This window comes from Cryobacterium sp. TMS1-13-1 (assembly GCF_004403125.1).
In the GTDB taxonomy this organism is placed as follows: Bacteria; Actinomycetota; Actinomycetes; order Actinomycetales; family Microbacteriaceae; genus Cryobacterium; species Cryobacterium levicorallinum.
In genome coordinates, this window is the sequence record NZ_SOGX01000009.1 from 35,503 (window position 1) to 51,620 (window position 16,118).

Consider the following 16,118-nt stretch of genomic DNA (forward strand, 5'->3'; position numbering starts at 1 on the left):
GATGGGCCAAGGCACACCATACACACTGGAATGGAGTGCCCGCCTAATCGACGGGTGCCGGTCGGCGCGTCCCGCCGGCATACACGCCACTCCCAGCGACCATCCAGTTCGCTCTGGGCGTGCCGCGTGTCGGCTCGATACCCTTGCCGTTTGTAAGCCAGAGTGCAGAATAGACCCATGGGTACAATGACGGCCACATACACCGCGATGTTGACGGATGGCCCCCTCCAGGGCAAGACAATCACGACGACCTTCCTCGATTCGGGCGATCCGCAACCGCGCATTGAGATTCCGGCCGACGCTGGCAAACGATATCTCTATGCGCGTGGTGCCGGCCGGGAGTTCGAGGGCTCCGACTCCGGTCGTCCTACGGCGGTCGAGTACCGGTACCTCGAGGTTCTGCTCTCTTAGGTGGGGTCGCCTTCGGGCGGCTGAGTTTCAGGCGGTGCAGCCTCCGGCAGTGCAGACTCCGGCGGCGGCCCGGCCCGTGCGCTCGCCGAGAGCTCGATGCCCAGAACCGTGCGACTCACCGAAACGGATGCGAGCAGCCCGGTCACCGCGCAGCGGGTTACGGCCACCTCGTTGAGTGCCGCGACGGCATCCGCCGCTAGGCAGGGGTAGCCCGCGATTGCCCCGGATGCGGTGTCGGCCGCAGCGAGCGCGGCCGCGTCAGCGGCATTCGCGACGGACCGGCCGACCGCGAGCAGCGCGAGGGTGGACACAACGAGGGCCGTCAGCAGCACGGTGGCACCGAGCACCGCGATCGCGAGGATCGAGCCTGCCCCCCGCTCGGACCCGCCCCGCCGCCCGCCCGCGCTCACTGGCCACCGGCGAGGGCGCAGGAACGCGCTTCGAGGGTGAGCTCCGCGAACAGACCAGAGCCGGTCGCGGTGACTCGGGCGCAGACGAATTCGCCGCGTCGTTCCGCCGCCAGGCCGGCTCCCGACACTGCACCGGCGACGAGCGCCGCTGCGCGGGCCACACTGTCGCCGCGGGACAGGACCCGCGCCGCAGTGGCGGAGGCATCCGTCAGCCGCACCTGCACCCCGACGACCTGCACTGCGCCCAGGCAGCAGGCCAGCACGAGCACAACGGCCGGCAGCGCGGTGGCGAACTCGGCCGTGATGCTGCCCCGATTCGCCTGACCGCTCATCCTTGACCGGCTCGCCCAGGCCTGCCTCCGATGCGCGCGCCCTCGACTACCCGACGCTGAGTGCACGGCGCACCAGGTCGGTGAGCATCCCACGCACCTCGTCGCTGCGCAGAATGACGATGAGCAATCCGGCGAAGCCAACCGCGGCCATTGTGGCGACCACGTATTCGGCGGTGGCAGCTCCGGCCTCGTCGGTCAGCCGTCGCAGGGCACTTCGCGCAGGCGGCACAGTGTTAGCCGCTGATTCCTCCGGCCCGGTTTCGGCCAGCACCACGTCGGCAGACACCACCGCGACAGGCGCCGCTTTTTCCACTACCCCGATCTTTGTATACACAGGCTCGTCTCCTTCTGGCGTCTGTCGACGCGGGTTGGGCGGCACGAGCACATTCACTCTGCTCCCATCTGGAAGTGGCGGCCGCACGCATCCGCTGATCTGTGCACAGCCTTAGAACGTGGCGAGGGTGGAGGAGAGCACGCTGATCAGCAGCGGCACGACGCCGACGAGCATGAACGCGGGCAGAACGCACAGGCCGAGCGGCAGCATGAGCGTCACCGAGAGGGTCCCGGCTCGACGCTGTCCCGCACTTCGTGCATCCCGTCGCACTTGTTCGGCTTCGCTGCGCAACAATTCCGCTGCGGGAACCCCCGCCCGGGTCGACAGGTCAAGCACCCGCTCGATTGGATCATCCCCCGACTCCGCTCCAGACCCGATCGCATAGCGCTCAGCCGCAGCGTGCACGAACGCCCGGGAACGATCGATCGACCCGCCTCCGGACATGGCAATGGCCATGAGTTCGAGTCGCAAACCGGGAGTCAGCTCGGTCGGCGCCGCTCGGCGTACCAGCGCGCGGCTCCAACCCGCAGCGGCGGCCATGAGCACACCGCCGCCGGCCAGGCAGAGCAGCCCGGGCGCGGTCGCGAACAGCGTGTGCACCGAGTCGAAGCCCATCAGGCTGCCAAAGAGGATGCCGATCACCGGCAGCACCATGACCAATCGTGCCGTCGCGCGCGGGGCGGCCAGCGCGACCTCGAGGTCGCGCTGCACCTGCGCCAGGTCACGCAGTGACGCGGCGAGTTCCCGCAGGCAACCGGCCAGTGGTGCCCCGGCCTGGGTGGCGACCTGCCAGGCTGCAGCGAGTCCCCGCCAGGCGGATTCGGTCTCGCCGCGTGCCTGCCCGGCGATCGCATCAGCCACGCTGTCGCCACGGGCCGCAGCCCGAGCGGCAGCCCGCAGAATGCCCGTGGTCGCAGTCTCCGCGCCGCCCGCCGCGGGCGATCCGGCGCGTGGCACGGTACGAATCGTTGCCGCCGGCAGGCCGCCCGAGGTTGGTAACAAATAGCCCCAGGCCGAGACCGGAGAAACGCCGGCCGAGAGCAGCACGGCCAGCCGTTGGGTGACCGCCGCGACCTCCTCGATCGGCGGCACCGATTCACCGTGCCGCAAGAGCGGATCCTCCCCTCGCGACCGTGTGCAGAGGCACATCGCACCACGCGATCGCTGCCCACGGCCGCATCACAGGGCCTCGATCGCCAGGCGGTCCCGACCATTGAGCGTGAACCGGCCGACCGCCTCCAGCCGCCGCACCCCCTCGGTACGTTCCAGGTGCAACACGAGCCCGATCGCGCTCACCGTTTGGCGGGCTACGGCCGCCGCACTCATGCCGGCGAGCGCCCCGAGGGCTTCCAGGCGGGCCGGTACGTCGTCGAGGGAATTCGCGTGCAGGGTGCCAGCTCCCCCATCGTGCCCGGTGTTCAGCGCCGCGAGCAGCTCCCGAATCTCGGATCCGCGGCACTCGCCCAGAACGAGCCGATCCGGCCGCATGCGCAGAGCTTCACGCAGCAGTGCCTCGAGGCCGATACGTCCGGCGCCCTCCAAGTTGGCTTGCCTGGCCTCAAGCGCGACCACGTGCGGATGCAGGATGCGTAGCTCGGCCACGTCTTCGATCGCGACGATGCGCTCGTCGGCCGGTGCCTCGCCGAGCAGCGCGGCCAGCAGGGTGGTCTTTCCGCTGCCGGCCGCGCCGGTGATGAGCAGGTTCTGCCGACCGCGCACCGCCGCACGCAGTCGGTTCAGCCGGGCAGCGGATGCCTCGCCCACGCCGAACAAACCGGCGTCCGCGAGCGCACCGAGGCTGCGATGCGCGGCGTGCGGAAGCCGAATCGACAGGAGCGTTCCCGTGCTGGAGACCGGAGGCAGTACCGCGTGCACCCGAATGCCGTCGGCCAGCCGAACGTCAACGCAGGGACTGGCCTCGTCGATGTGTCGCCCGCCGAGGGCGATCAGCCGCACGGCCAGAGCACGTACCTCCGCCTCACCGAGCTGCCAGGCCGGTGCGAAGGCGAGGCCGTGGCCGGCATCAATCCACAGCCCGGATTCCCCGTTGACGAACAGGTCGGTGGTCTCGGGGTCTTCGGCGTAGCCGGCCAGCGGGCCGAGCGCCCGAAGGTCGGAACGGTCGGTCCCGGGGCGAGTCGGGCTGTAAGCCGGTTCGGCGCTGTCCTGCGGCACGGTACCTGCGGCATCCGTGGGCACCGTGCGATGCCGGGGAGTCGGCGCTCGCTGCGGCGCAGCGAGCGGTCGAGTGCCCGCCGCGGTGCTCGGATTCGCAGGCGACGCCGCAACCGCGCCGGCGCAAGACGAACCGGCGACACCCGGAACGGCGTAAGACGGAACGGCGACGAAGGGCTGGACCATGCTCCGACCGTAGAGCGGGTCCGAGCGCGCCGGCAGGCCGCCGCCGGGATCGGTAAGAAACGGCTGCTGGTCGCGTCTGGGGAGGATCGGCACCAGCCCCACGCAGCGCGCCTGGCGCGCCCGACCTGCCCTGAAATGAGCTGCCACGCAAGCGACCCGCGCCTGACGGCCTGCGCATTTAAGTAGAAGGGGCGGCACCTATTGGGGGGAACAGGTGCCGCCTAGCAACACGCAGATTGGGGGGAACCATACGTCTTGCTGGTCAGAACTTTCGTCCAGACGTGTTTCAGTTTACGCGGCCCGAGACAAATTGCAAGTCCAATGTCCTTCAAAGAGAGGACACTCGCTTGGGGGCGTACAGAATTGCCATTTCGAATCTAATTTCTGGGTTCCTGTTGCTCAAAAAGTCGCTCTGTATACAGAGATCAGCCCGGAACCGCTAGGGTTCAGTTGAGCTGGCAATGTCCGGCATGCACGTACCGCAAAGGAGCGAATTACAAATATGACGGTCAACATCGATACCCTCCTCCACGAATCGCGCCGATTCCCACCCACTCCTGAGTTTGCAGCGGAAGCCGCAGCTACCCCGGAACTGTACACCGAAGCGCAGAAGGACCCGGCCGCATTTTGGGCTGATCAGGCCCGTAATCTGCTGCACTGGCACAAGCCGTTCACCAAGTCCCTCGACTGGTCCAACCCGCCGTTTGCCAAGTGGTTTGAAGACGGTGAACTCAACGTCGCGTACAACTGCCTGGACCGTCACGTTCTCGCCGGTAACGGCGACCGCGTCGCCCTCTATTTCGAGGGCGAGCCCGGCGATTCCCGCAGCTACACCTACGCCGAGCTCACCATCGAGGTCAAAAAGGCCGCCAACGTGCTGCTCGGCCTCGGCGTCAAGGCCGGCGAACGCGTGGCCATCTACCTCCCGATGATTCCGGAGGCGGTGATTTCGATGCTTGCCGTGGCCCGCATCGGCGCCGTGCACTCGGTCATCTTCGGTGGTTTCAGTGCCGAAAGCCTGCGCTCGCGCATCGACGATGCCAACGCCGTGCTCGTCATCACGGCCGACGGCGGCTACCGCAAGGGCAAGATCAGCGCCCTGAAGCCGGCCGTCGACGCTGCCCTCCAGACCAACGACTCCTCGGTGAAGAACGCTCTCGTGGTCAAGCGCACCGGCCAGGACGTGCAGTGGAACGACCGCGACATCTGGTGGTCCGATGCCATGGAGACCGCCTCCCCCGAGCATGAGGCTGAGGCCTTCCCGGCCGAGAATCCGCTGTTCATTCTGTATACATCGGGTACGACCGGCGCCCCCAAGGGCATCCTGCATACCAGCGGCGGCTACCTCACGCAGAACGCGTTCACCCACCAGAATGTGTTCGATCTCAAGCCCGAAACGGATGTTTACTGGTGCACCGCCGACGTCGGCTGGATCACCGGACACAGCTACGTCGTCTACGGCCCCCTCGCCAACGGCGCCACCCAGGTGCTGTACGAAGGCACACCCGATTCTCCGCACACCGGTCGCTGGTGGGAAATTATCGAGAAGTACAAGGTCTCGATTCTGTATACAGCGCCCACGGCCATCCGTACCTTCATGAAGCTCGGCCGCCAGATTCCACAGAAGTTCGACCTGTCGAGCCTGCGTGTGCTCGGCTCGGTCGGTGAGCCCATCAACCCCGAAGCCTGGATGTGGTACCGCGAGGTCATCGGCAGCAACATCACGCCCATCGTTGACACCTGGTGGCAGACCGAGACCGGATCGATCATGGTCTCGGCCCTCGCGGGTCTCACCGAGACGAAGCCGGGCGCGGCCCAGGTTCCGGTTCCGGGCATCACCATCGACGTGCTCGACGAAGACGGCCTGCACGTTGGCCACGGCAACGGCGGACTCCTCGTGGTCACCCAGCCCTGGCCCGCCATGCTCCGCGGCATCTGGGGCGACCCGGAGCGTTTCAAGGAGACCTACTGGGACAAGTTCGAGGGAACCACCGGCGCGAAGGACGGCCCGCTGTACTTCGCCGGCGATGGTGCCCGCCTCGACCACGACGGTGACATCTGGCTGCTCGGGCGCGTCGACGACGTGATGAACGTCTCGGGGCACCGCCTGTCGACCGCCGAGATCGAGTCCTCGCTCGTGGCGCACTCGCTCACCGCTGAAGCGGCCGTGGTCGGCGCCGCCGACGAAACGACCGGTCAGGCCGTCGTCGCGTTCGTGGTGATCAAGTTCAGTCAGGCCGAAATCGCCTCGCACGAAGACATCGTCGGCATTCTGCGCAAGCACGTCGCCCAGCAGATCGGTGCCATCGCCCGCCCGCGCGACATATACATCGTCGACGAGCTGCCGAAAACCCGCTCCGGCAAGATCATGCGCCGTCTGCTGCGCGACGCGGCCGAGGGGCGCGACGTCGGTGATGTCACGACCCTCGCCGACACGATGGTTATGAACACCATCACCTCGCAGATGAAGAAGAAGTAGCCGCGCCAAACTCGCGTTCAACCACTGAGGCCGCCCCACCAGGGAGCGGCCTCAGTTCTTTGCGGTGGCTAATTCAGGAAAACCGGGTCAGCCCTGTGCCGGCACCCCCTGAATGCGGGCCGCGCTGGACGCCGCCGTCGCATTTTTCCTGAATTCGCCACCGCGGGCCGGGCATCCGTTTCGAAAGCGGATGCGCCGGCGCGCCGGACACGTACTTATGCGAAGGCGACGACGAACTCGATCTCGACCGGAGCATCGAGCGGCAGCACCGCAACACCCACGGCGGAGCGGGCGTGACGCCCGATGTCGCCGAAGATCTCGACCAGAACGTTCGAGGCACCGTTGACCACGGCCGGCTGGCCGGTGAACGCGGGATCGGAGGCGACGAAGCCGGTGACCTTGACCACCTGGGTGATGCGGTCAAGCGAACCGATCACGCTCTTGATGGCGGCGAGGCCGTTGAGCGCGCACGTGCGGGCATACTCCTGAGCATCAGCGGCTGAGATCAGGCCGTGGCCGTCGCCGACCTTGCCGGCAGCGGGCAGCGCGCCAGAAACCATCGGCAGCTGGCCGGCGGTGTAGACGAAACCGTTGCTGATCACGGCGGGCACGTAGGCGGCGACCGGCGGCACGACGCTGGGCAGTTCAAGGCCCAGTTCGGCCAGGCGTGCTTCGATCTTCGACACGACTATGCCCCTTCCTTGGCGGCGAGGGGGCGTTTCAGGTAGGCAACGAGGCCACCTTCTGGACCGGGTACGACCTGCACGAGTTCCCACCCGTCAGAGCCCCAGTTGTTCAGAATGGCGGCCGTGTTGTGGATCATCAACGGCGTTGTGAGGTATTCCCAGGCGGGCATGTGACTCCTATTGAGGCGGGCTTTCAGATTTGTCGCTTACGCTCAAGTCTATGTCTGCCAAAAATCGAACCGTGAGCGGGGCTCTGGGGGGTCTCCTGGGTCTCGTCGGGATGAGTGCCGTCGCCGGTATTCTCGTGACCGCCGCCGTCGCCCCAGCCGTTGCCCTGTCCGGCATGGCCGCCACGAACACGATCAACGTGTTCGACAGCCTGCCCGAGTACCTCTCCATCGATCGGCTCACCCAGAAGAGCAACATCTACGCGTCGACCGACGCCGCGGACCCGGTGGGCACCCGCGTACTCCTCGCCTCGTTCTACGAGCAGAACCGGGTCGATGTGGCCTCCGACGCGATCAGCCAGTTCGCCAAGGATGCCGCCATCGCCGGTGAAGACCCGCGCTTCATGGAGCACGGCGGCGTCGACATTCAGTCCAGCTTCAACGGTGCCGTGCAGACCCTGGCCGGCGGGGACACTCGCGGTGGTTCCTCGATCACGCAGCAGTACGTGAAGAACGTGCTCATTCAAAAGTGCGAGGTGATGACCGACGCCGACGAGGCCGACGCCTGCTATTCCGATGCCACCAAGCCGACCGCTGACCGCAAGCTGCGCGAAATGCGTTTGGCCATCGGCATCGAGAAGAAGTACGAAAAAGAAGACATTCTTCGCGGCTATCTGAACATTGCCGGGTATGGCGGATCGGTCTACGGCATCGAAGCCGCTGCCAACTACTATTTCAACACCACCGCGGCACTGCTCACCCTGCCGCAGGCGGCCAGTCTGGTGGCGATCGTGAATAACCCGGTCAAGTTTCAGCTCGACCGCCCCGACAGCGAAACCAATGGTGCGGCAAACGGCTACGCCGACAATAAGTTTCGTCGCGACTACATTCTCAACGAGATGCTCAAGTACGACAAGATCGCCCAGGCCGACTACGACGCCGCGGTCGCCGCGCCGATCGAGCCCATCATCACCGTGCCCAGCACCGGCTGCCAGACCGCCGGCGACAACGCCTTCTTCTGCGACTACGTGACCAAGGTGCTCAAGAACAATGAGACCTTTGGCGCGACCGCAGAGGAACGCCTCGACAACTTCAGCCAGGGCGGGTTCAATGTCTATACGACGCTGGACCTCGACCTTCAGGCCACCGCCGTCGCCGCCCTCAACGCGAACATTCCCAAGGTCGTCGATGACTGGAACGTTGGCGGCGTGGTGTCCAGCGTGCAGGTCGGCACGGGCAACGTCCTGGTCATGACCCAGAACAAGGACTACAGCCAGGACCCGGCCGTGCAGGCCACCGGCGCCAACTACACCAGCGTAAACTACAACACCGACTTCGCCTACGGCGGCTCCGGCGGGTTCCAGCCCGGTTCTACCTACAAGGTGTTCACCCTGGCCGAGTGGCTCAAGGAAGGCCACGCACTCACCGAGCGTGTCGATTCCCGCCGCAAGTCCAACTGGGGAAACTTTCAGGACAGCTGCCTCGGCGTGCGGAACTACGACAACGACTCGCCGCCTTTCAACCCGCGCAACGACTCCAACGAGGGCGGCACCAACTACTCGGCCCTGCAGTCCACCACCGGCTCGATTAACACGGGCTTCATCGGCATGGCCAAGAAGCTCGACCTCTGCGGCATCCGCACGACCGCCGAAGCCTTTGGTGTGCACCGGGCCGACCGCGCGGACCTCGACCAGGGTGCCGCTTCCGTGATCGGCACCAACGAGATCGCCCCGCTGACCATGGCGGTGGCCTTTGCCGGCATCGCCAACAACGGCATGACCTGCAGTGAAATCGCCATCACCAAGATCATCGGGTCCGATGGCACCGAGCTGCCGATCCCCAAGTCCACCTGCCAGCAGTCGGTTGAACCCTCGGTCGCTGCCGGCATGCAGTACGCCATGAAAACGGTCATGACCCGTGGAACGGCCGTACAGTCCAACAACAAAACGACTCACAGCCTGCCCATGATCGGTAAGACCGGAACCACAGACGGGTCCAAGGACACTTGGATGAGCGGTGCCACCACCAAGGTGGCCACCGTCGTCGGCGTGGTCAATGTGGGTGGGTCCAACTGGAAGAGTCAGCGGTCCAGAAACGCCTACCTGAACGGCATGTATACCGCCGAGGCTCGCCACCGCATCTGGCCGATCGTCATGTCCAAGGCCAACGAACGGTACGGCGAAGGCGAATTCCCCGAGGCCTCGTCCAGCGTGATCAACGCGGTGTCTGTTCCGGTACCCGACGTGCGCGGCAAGTCGATGTCCGACGCCAAATCCGCCATCGAAGCCTCCGGCTTCCTGTTCGTTGACGGCGGCGTGACGAGCTCCGAGATGCCGGCCGGCACCGTGGCCAACACCGACCCGGCCGGCGGATCCTCCTCCACCCGCGGCGCGAGCATCACCGCCTACTCGAGTGATGGCACCGGCGTCACCATTCCGGCCGTCATCGGCAAGAGTGAAGCGGATGCCCGCAGCACACTCACCGCCGCTCCCTACGGTTTCACGGTGGCCAAGCTCGAACAGGCCACGACGGACAAGGCCCAGGACGGCAAGGTTGTCGCCGTGCAGCCCGGCGAAGGAACGGCCAGTCGCCCCGGCGACGCCGTGACGATTGTCATCGGAAAATTTACGGCCCCTAATGCGGACGCCAGCACCGACAAGAAGAACGAATGACCGCGGCTCGTGGCCTCGGCGGTGGTGGCCGTCTCGTCGGCACGTCCCTCGTCGCTGCTGGCGCGGTCGGCCTCGCCGCCTTCGCCTGGGGGGCACTAGTCGAGCGCACCCGGTTCACGCTGCGTCAGGTGAGCGTTCCGGTGCTCGCACCGGGGTCGGCGCCCATTCGGGTGCTGCACCTCTCCGACCTGCACATGGCCCCGTGGCAGAAAAACAAGCAGGAGTGGGTACGCAGCCTCGCCGCGTTGAAGCCCGACCTCGTCGTCGACACCGGCGACAACCTCGGGCATGAAGACGGCGTGACCGGCATCGAGTACGCTCTCGCTCCGTTTGCCGGCATTCCCGGCGTGTTCGTCAACGGGTCCAATGACTATGTCGGGCCGCAGTTGAAGAACCCTCTCGCCTACTTCGGCGGCCCGTCCAGCCGCCGCACCGTGCGGCGCGAGGAGCTCGATACCGACGCGCTCCGCCGGGTGTTCGCCGATCTCGGCTGGACCGACATCAACAATGCCGCCGAATCGCTCGACCTGAACGGCACGCACGTAGAGTTCTTCGGCGTCGACGACCCGCACATCGGGCGCGACCGGCTCGACCTGATCACCCGCGCGATCGATGACCTGCGGGCGAACGATCCCCTCGGTGACGACGTCTGGCCCGATCCGGAGGAGGCCGCGGCTCCGCGCTCCACGCTGACCATCGGCGTCGCCCACGCGCCGTACCAGCGGGTGTTGAACTCGTTCGTGAATCACGGCGCCCAGCTGATTCTGGCCGGGCACACCCACGGCGGGCAGGTCTGCGTGCCCGGACTCGGCGCGCTGGTAACCAACTGTGACATTCCCCGCCGCCAGGTGAAGGGCCTGAGCACCTGGAACCACGGACTGCGCACCGCCTTTCTGAATGTCTCGGCCGGCCTCGGCACGTCGATCTACGCTCCAGTTCGATTCGCTTGCCCGCCCGAGGCAACCCTGCTGACCCTTTGCGCTGGATAAGGCCTACCGCCTACCTGCTCGCTCAATTCGTCAGGACGGCCTCGGAGCGCCTATACTGATCTAGGCCCAAGGGCCATCGGGGTATGGCGCAGCTTGGTAGCGCGCGTCGTTCGGGACGACGAGGTCGCAGGTTCAAATCCTGTTACCCCGACAGTAGAAAATCAGCACGGCACACAAAACCCCCACTCCAGCGGAGTGGGGGTTTTGTATTAGCCGATGCGGGTCAGCTCGGTGAATGACATCGTTGCACTGGAGCCGTTGATGCAGGTTTGGTAGAGCAGGTCGAACCCGCGCGGCACGTCGTCCGCTGTGTCGGTGGCCACGTTCAGCACGGCGGCGACCGACCCCACGCGGTAGATGCCGCCGGCAGCCCCGCCCAGGGTGATTGTGCTGCCTTCCCGCGGAAACCGTGATCCACCGCACGACCAGTGCTCGGCAATGACCGGTACCCCGTAGTGCGCGCCGATATCGACCGCGCCCTGGCAGGCATCGATCTCGCTCTGCCAACCCGCCGTCCACACCAACTTGGAGAAGGAAACGGAGGTCGTCGCACCGGCCGGCCGGCCAACTCCCGGCCCCTGGGCCGCCGCCGACCGGGCGGCTTGTTCGACGGCCGCCCGCGCCGCCTCGACTCGAGCGGCTTCTTCGACCGCCAACCGCGCCTGTTCCACGTGCCAGGCCGCAACCGCCTCCGCCACGACCCGCTCCGACGCGGTCAATGATCGCTGCAGGTCGGCCAGGTCGGTCGCCTGATCAAAGCGGATGCCCGCCAGCACCGCCGTCTGCGTCGCCAGGTCGGGCCGGGAGATGAAATGCTCGGCGCTGGCTAGGGAGAAATCGCTCGTCGTATTCGCCCGATCCAACTCACGAACAGCATGGTCCACCCGGCTCAGCCCGCCGTCGACCTGCCGACGGAGTTCGGTGCGCGCCGCGCTCTCGCCGATGGTAGCCGAACTCGCCTGCCAGGCCAGCTCGGCGGCAGCAATATCGGCGCGGGCGGAGTCGATACGGCGAACGGCCTGCGCGCGGTCGGCCGTGAAGGTCTCGACGGCGGCGTTGTAGGTGTATTCGGTCTGCAGCGGCGCGGCAGGCGATGAGGGTGCGTCGACCGGCTCGGAGCCGACGACGACGGGGGTTGACAGCCCGAAGGCGGCGAGGCCGGCCGTGAGCGTGATGAGCACCAGTCGGTGCGGCGGAACACGCCTGGCTCTGACCACAACAGTCCCCTTTCGGGAGGGTCGGCTTGCGGAACGGGACAGCAGCGCAACGGGAGGTGCGCGGTGGGCTGCCATTAAATATCCACTTCGCCGACTTCCACAGGCCCCAACCGGACTAGACCGGGCGTTCACGGCCTGAAATGTAGGGCATAGTGACTAGTCGGCCTGCCGGCTCAAACGGGCCGGCAACCAGGAGGTGTCATGACCGCAAACCGACGACGTCGGCACACCATGTTGCGCCGCGCCGCGGGGTGGCTGGCACTCGCCTACCTCGCTGCACTGGCCTTGATCGCGTTCTGGCCGACCCCGGTGGACCGCGGCTTGCACGGGTCGATTTCATCGGTCGTGCTGTGGCTTCGCGCGCACGGGGTACCGGCCTGGCTCAACTACCAGAGCATTGAATTCAGCGCCAATATCGCTTTGTTCGTTCCGGTCGGCCTGCTCGCCGTGCTACTCGCCGGCACCAGGCGCTACTGGATCGAAACACTTATCGGCACGCTGATCGGCACGCTGATCAGCTGCACCATCGAGCTCGGCCAGCTCGTCTTTCTGCCGGAACGATTTGCCACCGTCAACGACGTGATCGCCAACAGTCTCGGCGCCCTGCTTGGAACCCTGATCGCTGCCGTCGTGCTGCGGGTGGCTCTCGGCCCGGCCCATCCGCCGACCGCGGTGGCACAAACAACCTGATCCCGAAATTCGAGTTGGACCTCAGAGAGTCTCTCTGCTATCTTCGGCAGAATGGATCGTCGAGAGTTTCTCACATTATCGTCCGCTGGCGCTGCAACGCTGGGTTTCAGTGCGCTGGGCGCACCCGGAGCCTTGGCCGCGACCGCCCCGATGCTGCCAGGGGAGGTATCCCGCCTCTCCAATGTGCTCACCCAAAAGGGAAAAAAGCTCTACGACAATATTGAAGTGGACATCGGCGGCGACCGCGCCCGCCTGTTCATTCCCCAGACCGTGTCGCGCAATTCGACGGCCTCGATCGGAGCCGTCTGGTTCTACCACGCAGCCTCGAGTTCGCACAACGCGCTCAACGGCGGCTTCAAGTACCCCGGCGAACTCGTGGTCGACCAGAACGCCATCGCCATCTGCATCAATGCCGGCGGTACCCAGTACACCAACTCCGTCGCCACCAACGCGCAGAAGAATGCGTGGACCTACCTGAACGCGCTGTACACCGTGCGCCGCAACTTCTTGCGCGCGACCTCGTTTGGCGGATCCCTGGCCTGCTACACCTACGGCAAGAAGCTCATTCCGTACATTCGCGGCCTGTACATGGTCAACGGACTCTACGACAACGAATGGCTGTACGCCTACGACACCAAGAACCAGGCCCACGTCGGCGATGCGTACAACAACGACCTCACCCTGATCAAGGGCACCAACCCGGCCCGGATCAGCGCCACCCCGTGGACAAACAGCCGGGTCAAGGTACTCGTCTCCGACGACGCTCACCCCGACAATGTCGTCATTCCGAGCAGGAACGGCCTCGCCCTAATCAATAAAATCGCGCCCGTCGCCATTGCCGCCGAGGTGATGTACCACACGCTCGCGCACGACACCCCCGGGTTCGCCCACACCGACATGATCAAAACCTTCGCGCAGTGGTCCATCTAGCAGGGAGATAGTTCGTGGCGGAACGCACGCGGGTCGACTGGGTTGACGGGGCCAAGGGCATCGCGATTCTGCTTGTGGCCCTCGCGCACGCGGTGCAGTGGACGGTGCTCTCCGGCCTCGCGCCGGAGTTTTGGAACAAGATCAACCTGGTCTTCATCGTGTTTCGCATGCCGTTGTTTTTTCTCGCCTCCGGCCTGTTTGCCGCCTCGATCATCAAACGCAGCTGGCCAGCGCTGTGGCGAACCCGGCTGAGCCTGCTGGTCTGGGCCCTTCTCCTGTGGACCCTCATTCGTTTCGGCTATTTCTCGCTCCTGACCAACCCGGCCGGCTTCGACGAGACCAACCCGATCGATCTGCTGCTCGCGCCGGTGCGCCCGAGCAACGGCCTGTGGTTTCTCTACGCCCTCGCCCTGTTTTTCATGGCCGCCAAACTCATGCGCAACCGCATCGACTGGCGGGTGCAGCTCGGCGGCGCCGTCGTGCTGTCGGTGCTGTTCTTCGCCCGCGCGGACACCGGCAACATCGCTTGGAACGGCATCGGCCGCTACTTTCTGTTCTTTCTGCTCGGCTGTTACCTGCGCGAGTGGATCCTCGCCTTCGTCAACCGCCCCAGCCGCCTCGGCGCGCTCGGTCTCGGCCTCGGCTTCGGCGCTGCCTTTCTGGTGTTGGCCGGGCTCATTCTCACCGTGGATTCACGACTGCCGTTCATCACCGGAACGCTCGTCGTGGTGAGCCTGTTCGCCCTCGGCGCTGGCCTGCTCGTCGCCCGATTCCTGGTCGGCTTTCGCGCCATGGCCTGGCTCGCCTATGTCGGCCGCAGTACCCTGCCGATCTACGTCGTGCATGTGCCCCTGGTGTCGCTGATCACGAGCCTGCTGCTGCTCTACCGCGGCCAAGCCTGGCTCGATCACCTCGGCCCGGCACTCCCCCCGCTGGTCGCTGGCCTCGCGGTCGCCGCGTCGCTGTTGCTCTGGCGACTGGTGCGCGACCTGCCGGTGCTGCGCTACGCGTTTGCAGTACCGACCTGGTTTGCCGGACGGGCACCGGCAGCGGGTGAAGCAGCGGCATCCCCTTCAGCAGAAACAGCAGACCCGGCAGAGCGGATGCTGCCGCGCAGCGAGTGAGATCGCGGCACCACCGCGCCGGGCGCCAGCGCGCCCTCGTGCTCCTCACCGGGCTCGTCCTGCTGACCGTTGGCCTGGTAGCCGTCACCACGCGAACGGTCATGTTTCCGCGTGAAGACGCTCCGAGCAGCGCCGACGCCATCGTCGTGCTCGGCGGGCTCGGGAGTGCGGCCGTCGTGCAGAAGGCCCTCGATCTGGCCAGGGCCGGGTACAGCGATCACGTGCTCATTTCGGATGCCTTCGGCGGGGACACCCGCCCGGCCAACCTGTGCGGGCGCGACCCGGCCGTGCCGGGCACGGCGATCGAGGTGGAGTGTTTCGACCCGCACCCCACGAGCACGCGCGGGGAGGCCGAAGCCATCGCCGCCTTCGCGAACGCTCAGGGCTGGAACCGCGTGATCGTGGTCACCTCGAGCTATCACGTGAGTCGGGCCCGCCTGCAGATCTCCCGCTGTTACCCAGGGGTGCTCGCGGTGATCGGCGCCGCGCAGCCGATGGATCCGCCCAAGTGGGTGTACCAGTTCGGGTACCAGAGCGCCGGATTCATCAAGGCCTGGCTGACGCCGGCCTGTTGAACGCGCCGGCTCAACGCGCCGGCTGAAGCCGTCAGCGCCGGGCCATCAGCCCCTCGGCGATCGAATCGACCCGCTCCCGGTAGCGCTGGCCCACCATGTCGGACTCGGCCGGCCACTCGCGCAACGCCGCGTGAAACTCGGGCCAGGCCTTGATCGGGCGGGCCGGAACGCCGGCCACGATGGTGCCGTCCGGCACCGATGCCGTCACGACCGACCCAGCACCCACCACGCAACGGTCTCCGATGCTCACTCCGGGCAGCACTGTCACGCCGGCGCCGATAAAGACATCCGAGCCCACCCGAATCGGCGCGAAGCGATACCGGCGGCCACGCTCATCGCGGTAGAGCCAGCCCGATCCGTCGTGGGTGATGAAGGTTACCCCGGAGCTGATCGTCACCCGGTCACCGACCGAGATGAGCCACGGCTCGGTGGTGGCGATATCAGAGAGGATGCGACATCCACTGCCGATCTGCACACCCAGCGCCCGAATCGCGTAGACCCTCCCGCGGGCACGCCGCAGAATCTTGTAGGTCAGTCGGGATAATTTCACCGTAAGACTCCATTTCGTCGGCTGTGCGGTGCTGGAGCGGCTGGAATTTCGCGGCCTGTGCAGCCCAACCCGCCTAAAGTATCGGTTTTCCGGCCGCTGCACTGGCGCTGAGGAAAATTCACGTGTTATCGTTGCGCCTAATTGAATCAACAGCGCTGCGGCTCCATCCCGTCCATCCCCTGCGCGATCAA

The 16,118-nt window shown here is 66.1% G+C and carries 17 protein-coding genes and 1 tRNA gene; 9 read left to right on the forward strand and 9 right to left on the reverse strand.

The window, feature by feature from the left end; translation table 11 throughout:
- Positions 1–177 precede the first annotated feature (177 nt).
- Positions 178–411 (forward strand): hypothetical protein, encoded by a 234-nt coding sequence (locus tag E3T31_RS08370; protein WP_092449748.1) that lies wholly within the window; start codon positions 178–180, stop codon positions 409–411.
- Here the strand turns inward: E3T31_RS08370 and E3T31_RS08375 are convergent.
- From E3T31_RS08375 to E3T31_RS08395, 5 genes are all read right to left on the reverse strand, one after another.
- Positions 408–821, reverse strand: a complete 414-nt coding sequence (locus tag E3T31_RS08375; protein WP_134468335.1) for an Rv3654c family TadE-like protein — start codon at positions 819–821, stop codon at positions 408–410. The two genes, E3T31_RS08370 and E3T31_RS08375, sit on opposite strands and share 4 nt — an antisense overlap.
- Entirely contained in the window at positions 818–1,153 is a 336-nt protein-coding gene (locus tag E3T31_RS08380; protein ID WP_134468336.1) for a TadE family type IV pilus minor pilin, read from the reverse strand. The genes E3T31_RS08375 and E3T31_RS08380 overlap by 4 nt, the downstream gene beginning before the upstream one ends.
- Before the next feature lie 46 nt (positions 1,154–1,199).
- On the reverse strand, positions 1,200–1,382 hold the full coding sequence (locus tag E3T31_RS08385; RefSeq protein WP_134468483.1) for a DUF4244 domain-containing protein: 183 nt from the start codon (positions 1,380–1,382) through the stop codon (positions 1,200–1,202).
- A gap of 216 nt (positions 1,383–1,598) precedes the next feature.
- Positions 1,599–2,597: a type II secretion system F family protein gene (locus E3T31_RS08390; protein WP_241977767.1), complete on the reverse strand. Its 999-nt coding sequence runs from the start codon at positions 2,595–2,597 to the stop codon at positions 1,599–1,601.
- Between the two features lie 69 nt (positions 2,598–2,666).
- Positions 2,667–3,848, reverse strand: a complete 1,182-nt coding sequence (locus tag E3T31_RS08395; protein ID WP_134468338.1) for a TadA family conjugal transfer-associated ATPase — start codon at positions 3,846–3,848, stop codon at positions 2,667–2,669.
- Positions 3,849–4,350: 502 nt separating this feature from the next.
- On the opposite strand from E3T31_RS08395, the gene acs reads away from it, so the two are divergent.
- A complete protein-coding gene (acs, locus tag E3T31_RS08400) occupies positions 4,351–6,327 on the forward strand; it encodes an acetate--CoA ligase (RefSeq protein ID WP_134468339.1) in 1,977 nt (658 codons plus the stop codon).
- A gap of 215 nt (positions 6,328–6,542) precedes the next feature.
- On the opposite strand, the gene E3T31_RS08405 is transcribed toward acs, so the two are convergent.
- A complete protein-coding gene (locus tag E3T31_RS08405; RefSeq protein ID WP_134468340.1) occupies positions 6,543–7,013 on the reverse strand; it encodes a RidA family protein in 471 nt (156 codons plus the stop codon).
- 2 nt (positions 7,014–7,015) lie between these two features.
- Complete coding sequence (locus E3T31_RS08410) at positions 7,016–7,183, reverse strand: DUF4177 domain-containing protein (RefSeq protein WP_134441105.1); 168 nt, start codon at positions 7,181–7,183, stop codon at positions 7,016–7,018.
- A 71-nt stretch (positions 7,184–7,254) separates the two neighbouring features.
- Between E3T31_RS08410 and E3T31_RS08415 the strand changes: the two genes are divergently transcribed.
- The 3 genes from E3T31_RS08415 to E3T31_RS08425 all read left to right on the forward strand — a co-directional run bounded on the left by E3T31_RS08415 (position 7,255) and on the right by E3T31_RS08425 (position 10,992).
- Positions 7,255–9,852, forward strand: coding sequence for a transglycosylase domain-containing protein (locus E3T31_RS08415; RefSeq protein ID WP_241977769.1), 2,598 nt, complete (start codon positions 7,255–7,257; stop codon positions 9,850–9,852).
- Positions 9,849–10,841, forward strand: a complete 993-nt coding sequence (locus E3T31_RS08420) for a metallophosphoesterase (protein WP_134468342.1) — start codon at positions 9,849–9,851, stop codon at positions 10,839–10,841. Before E3T31_RS08415 ends, E3T31_RS08420 begins: the two co-directional genes overlap by 4 nt.
- A 77-nt stretch (positions 10,842–10,918) precedes the next feature.
- Positions 10,919–10,992 (forward strand) — tRNA-Pro (locus tag E3T31_RS08425).
- Between the two features lie 58 nt (positions 10,993–11,050).
- Here E3T31_RS08425 and E3T31_RS08430 read toward each other — a convergent pair.
- Entirely contained in the window at positions 11,051–12,058 is a 1,008-nt protein-coding gene (locus E3T31_RS08430; protein ID WP_134468343.1) for a hypothetical protein, read from the reverse strand.
- 201 nt (positions 12,059–12,259) lie between these two features.
- Here E3T31_RS08430 and E3T31_RS08435 point away from each other — a divergent pair, with 201 nt between their 5' ends.
- Genes E3T31_RS08435 through E3T31_RS08450 form a run of 4 tightly spaced genes read left to right on the forward strand, consistent with a single transcriptional unit; the run spans position 12,260 to position 15,377 of the window.
- A complete protein-coding gene (locus E3T31_RS08435; protein ID WP_134468344.1) occupies positions 12,260–12,748 on the forward strand; it encodes a VanZ family protein in 489 nt (162 codons plus the stop codon).
- Between the two features lie 51 nt (positions 12,749–12,799).
- Positions 12,800–13,678, forward strand: a complete 879-nt coding sequence (locus tag E3T31_RS08440) for a hypothetical protein (RefSeq protein ID WP_134468345.1) — start codon at positions 12,800–12,802, stop codon at positions 13,676–13,678.
- Between the two features lie 14 nt (positions 13,679–13,692).
- On the forward strand, positions 13,693–14,802 hold the full coding sequence (locus E3T31_RS08445) for an acyltransferase family protein (RefSeq protein ID WP_134468346.1): 1,110 nt from the start codon (positions 13,693–13,695) through the stop codon (positions 14,800–14,802).
- The gene (locus E3T31_RS08450) at positions 14,799–15,377 is read left to right on the forward strand and encodes a YdcF family protein (protein WP_134468347.1); all 579 of its coding nucleotides are present in this window, start codon (positions 14,799–14,801) and stop codon (positions 15,375–15,377) included. Before E3T31_RS08445 ends, E3T31_RS08450 begins: the two co-directional genes overlap by 4 nt.
- 31 nt (positions 15,378–15,408) lie before the next feature.
- Here the strand turns inward: E3T31_RS08450 and E3T31_RS18555 are convergent, their stop codons facing one another.
- The gene (locus E3T31_RS18555; RefSeq protein WP_304993882.1) at positions 15,409–15,927 is read right to left on the reverse strand and encodes a DapH/DapD/GlmU-related protein; all 519 of its coding nucleotides are present in this window, start codon (positions 15,925–15,927) and stop codon (positions 15,409–15,411) included.
- Positions 15,928–16,118 lie beyond the last annotated feature (191 nt).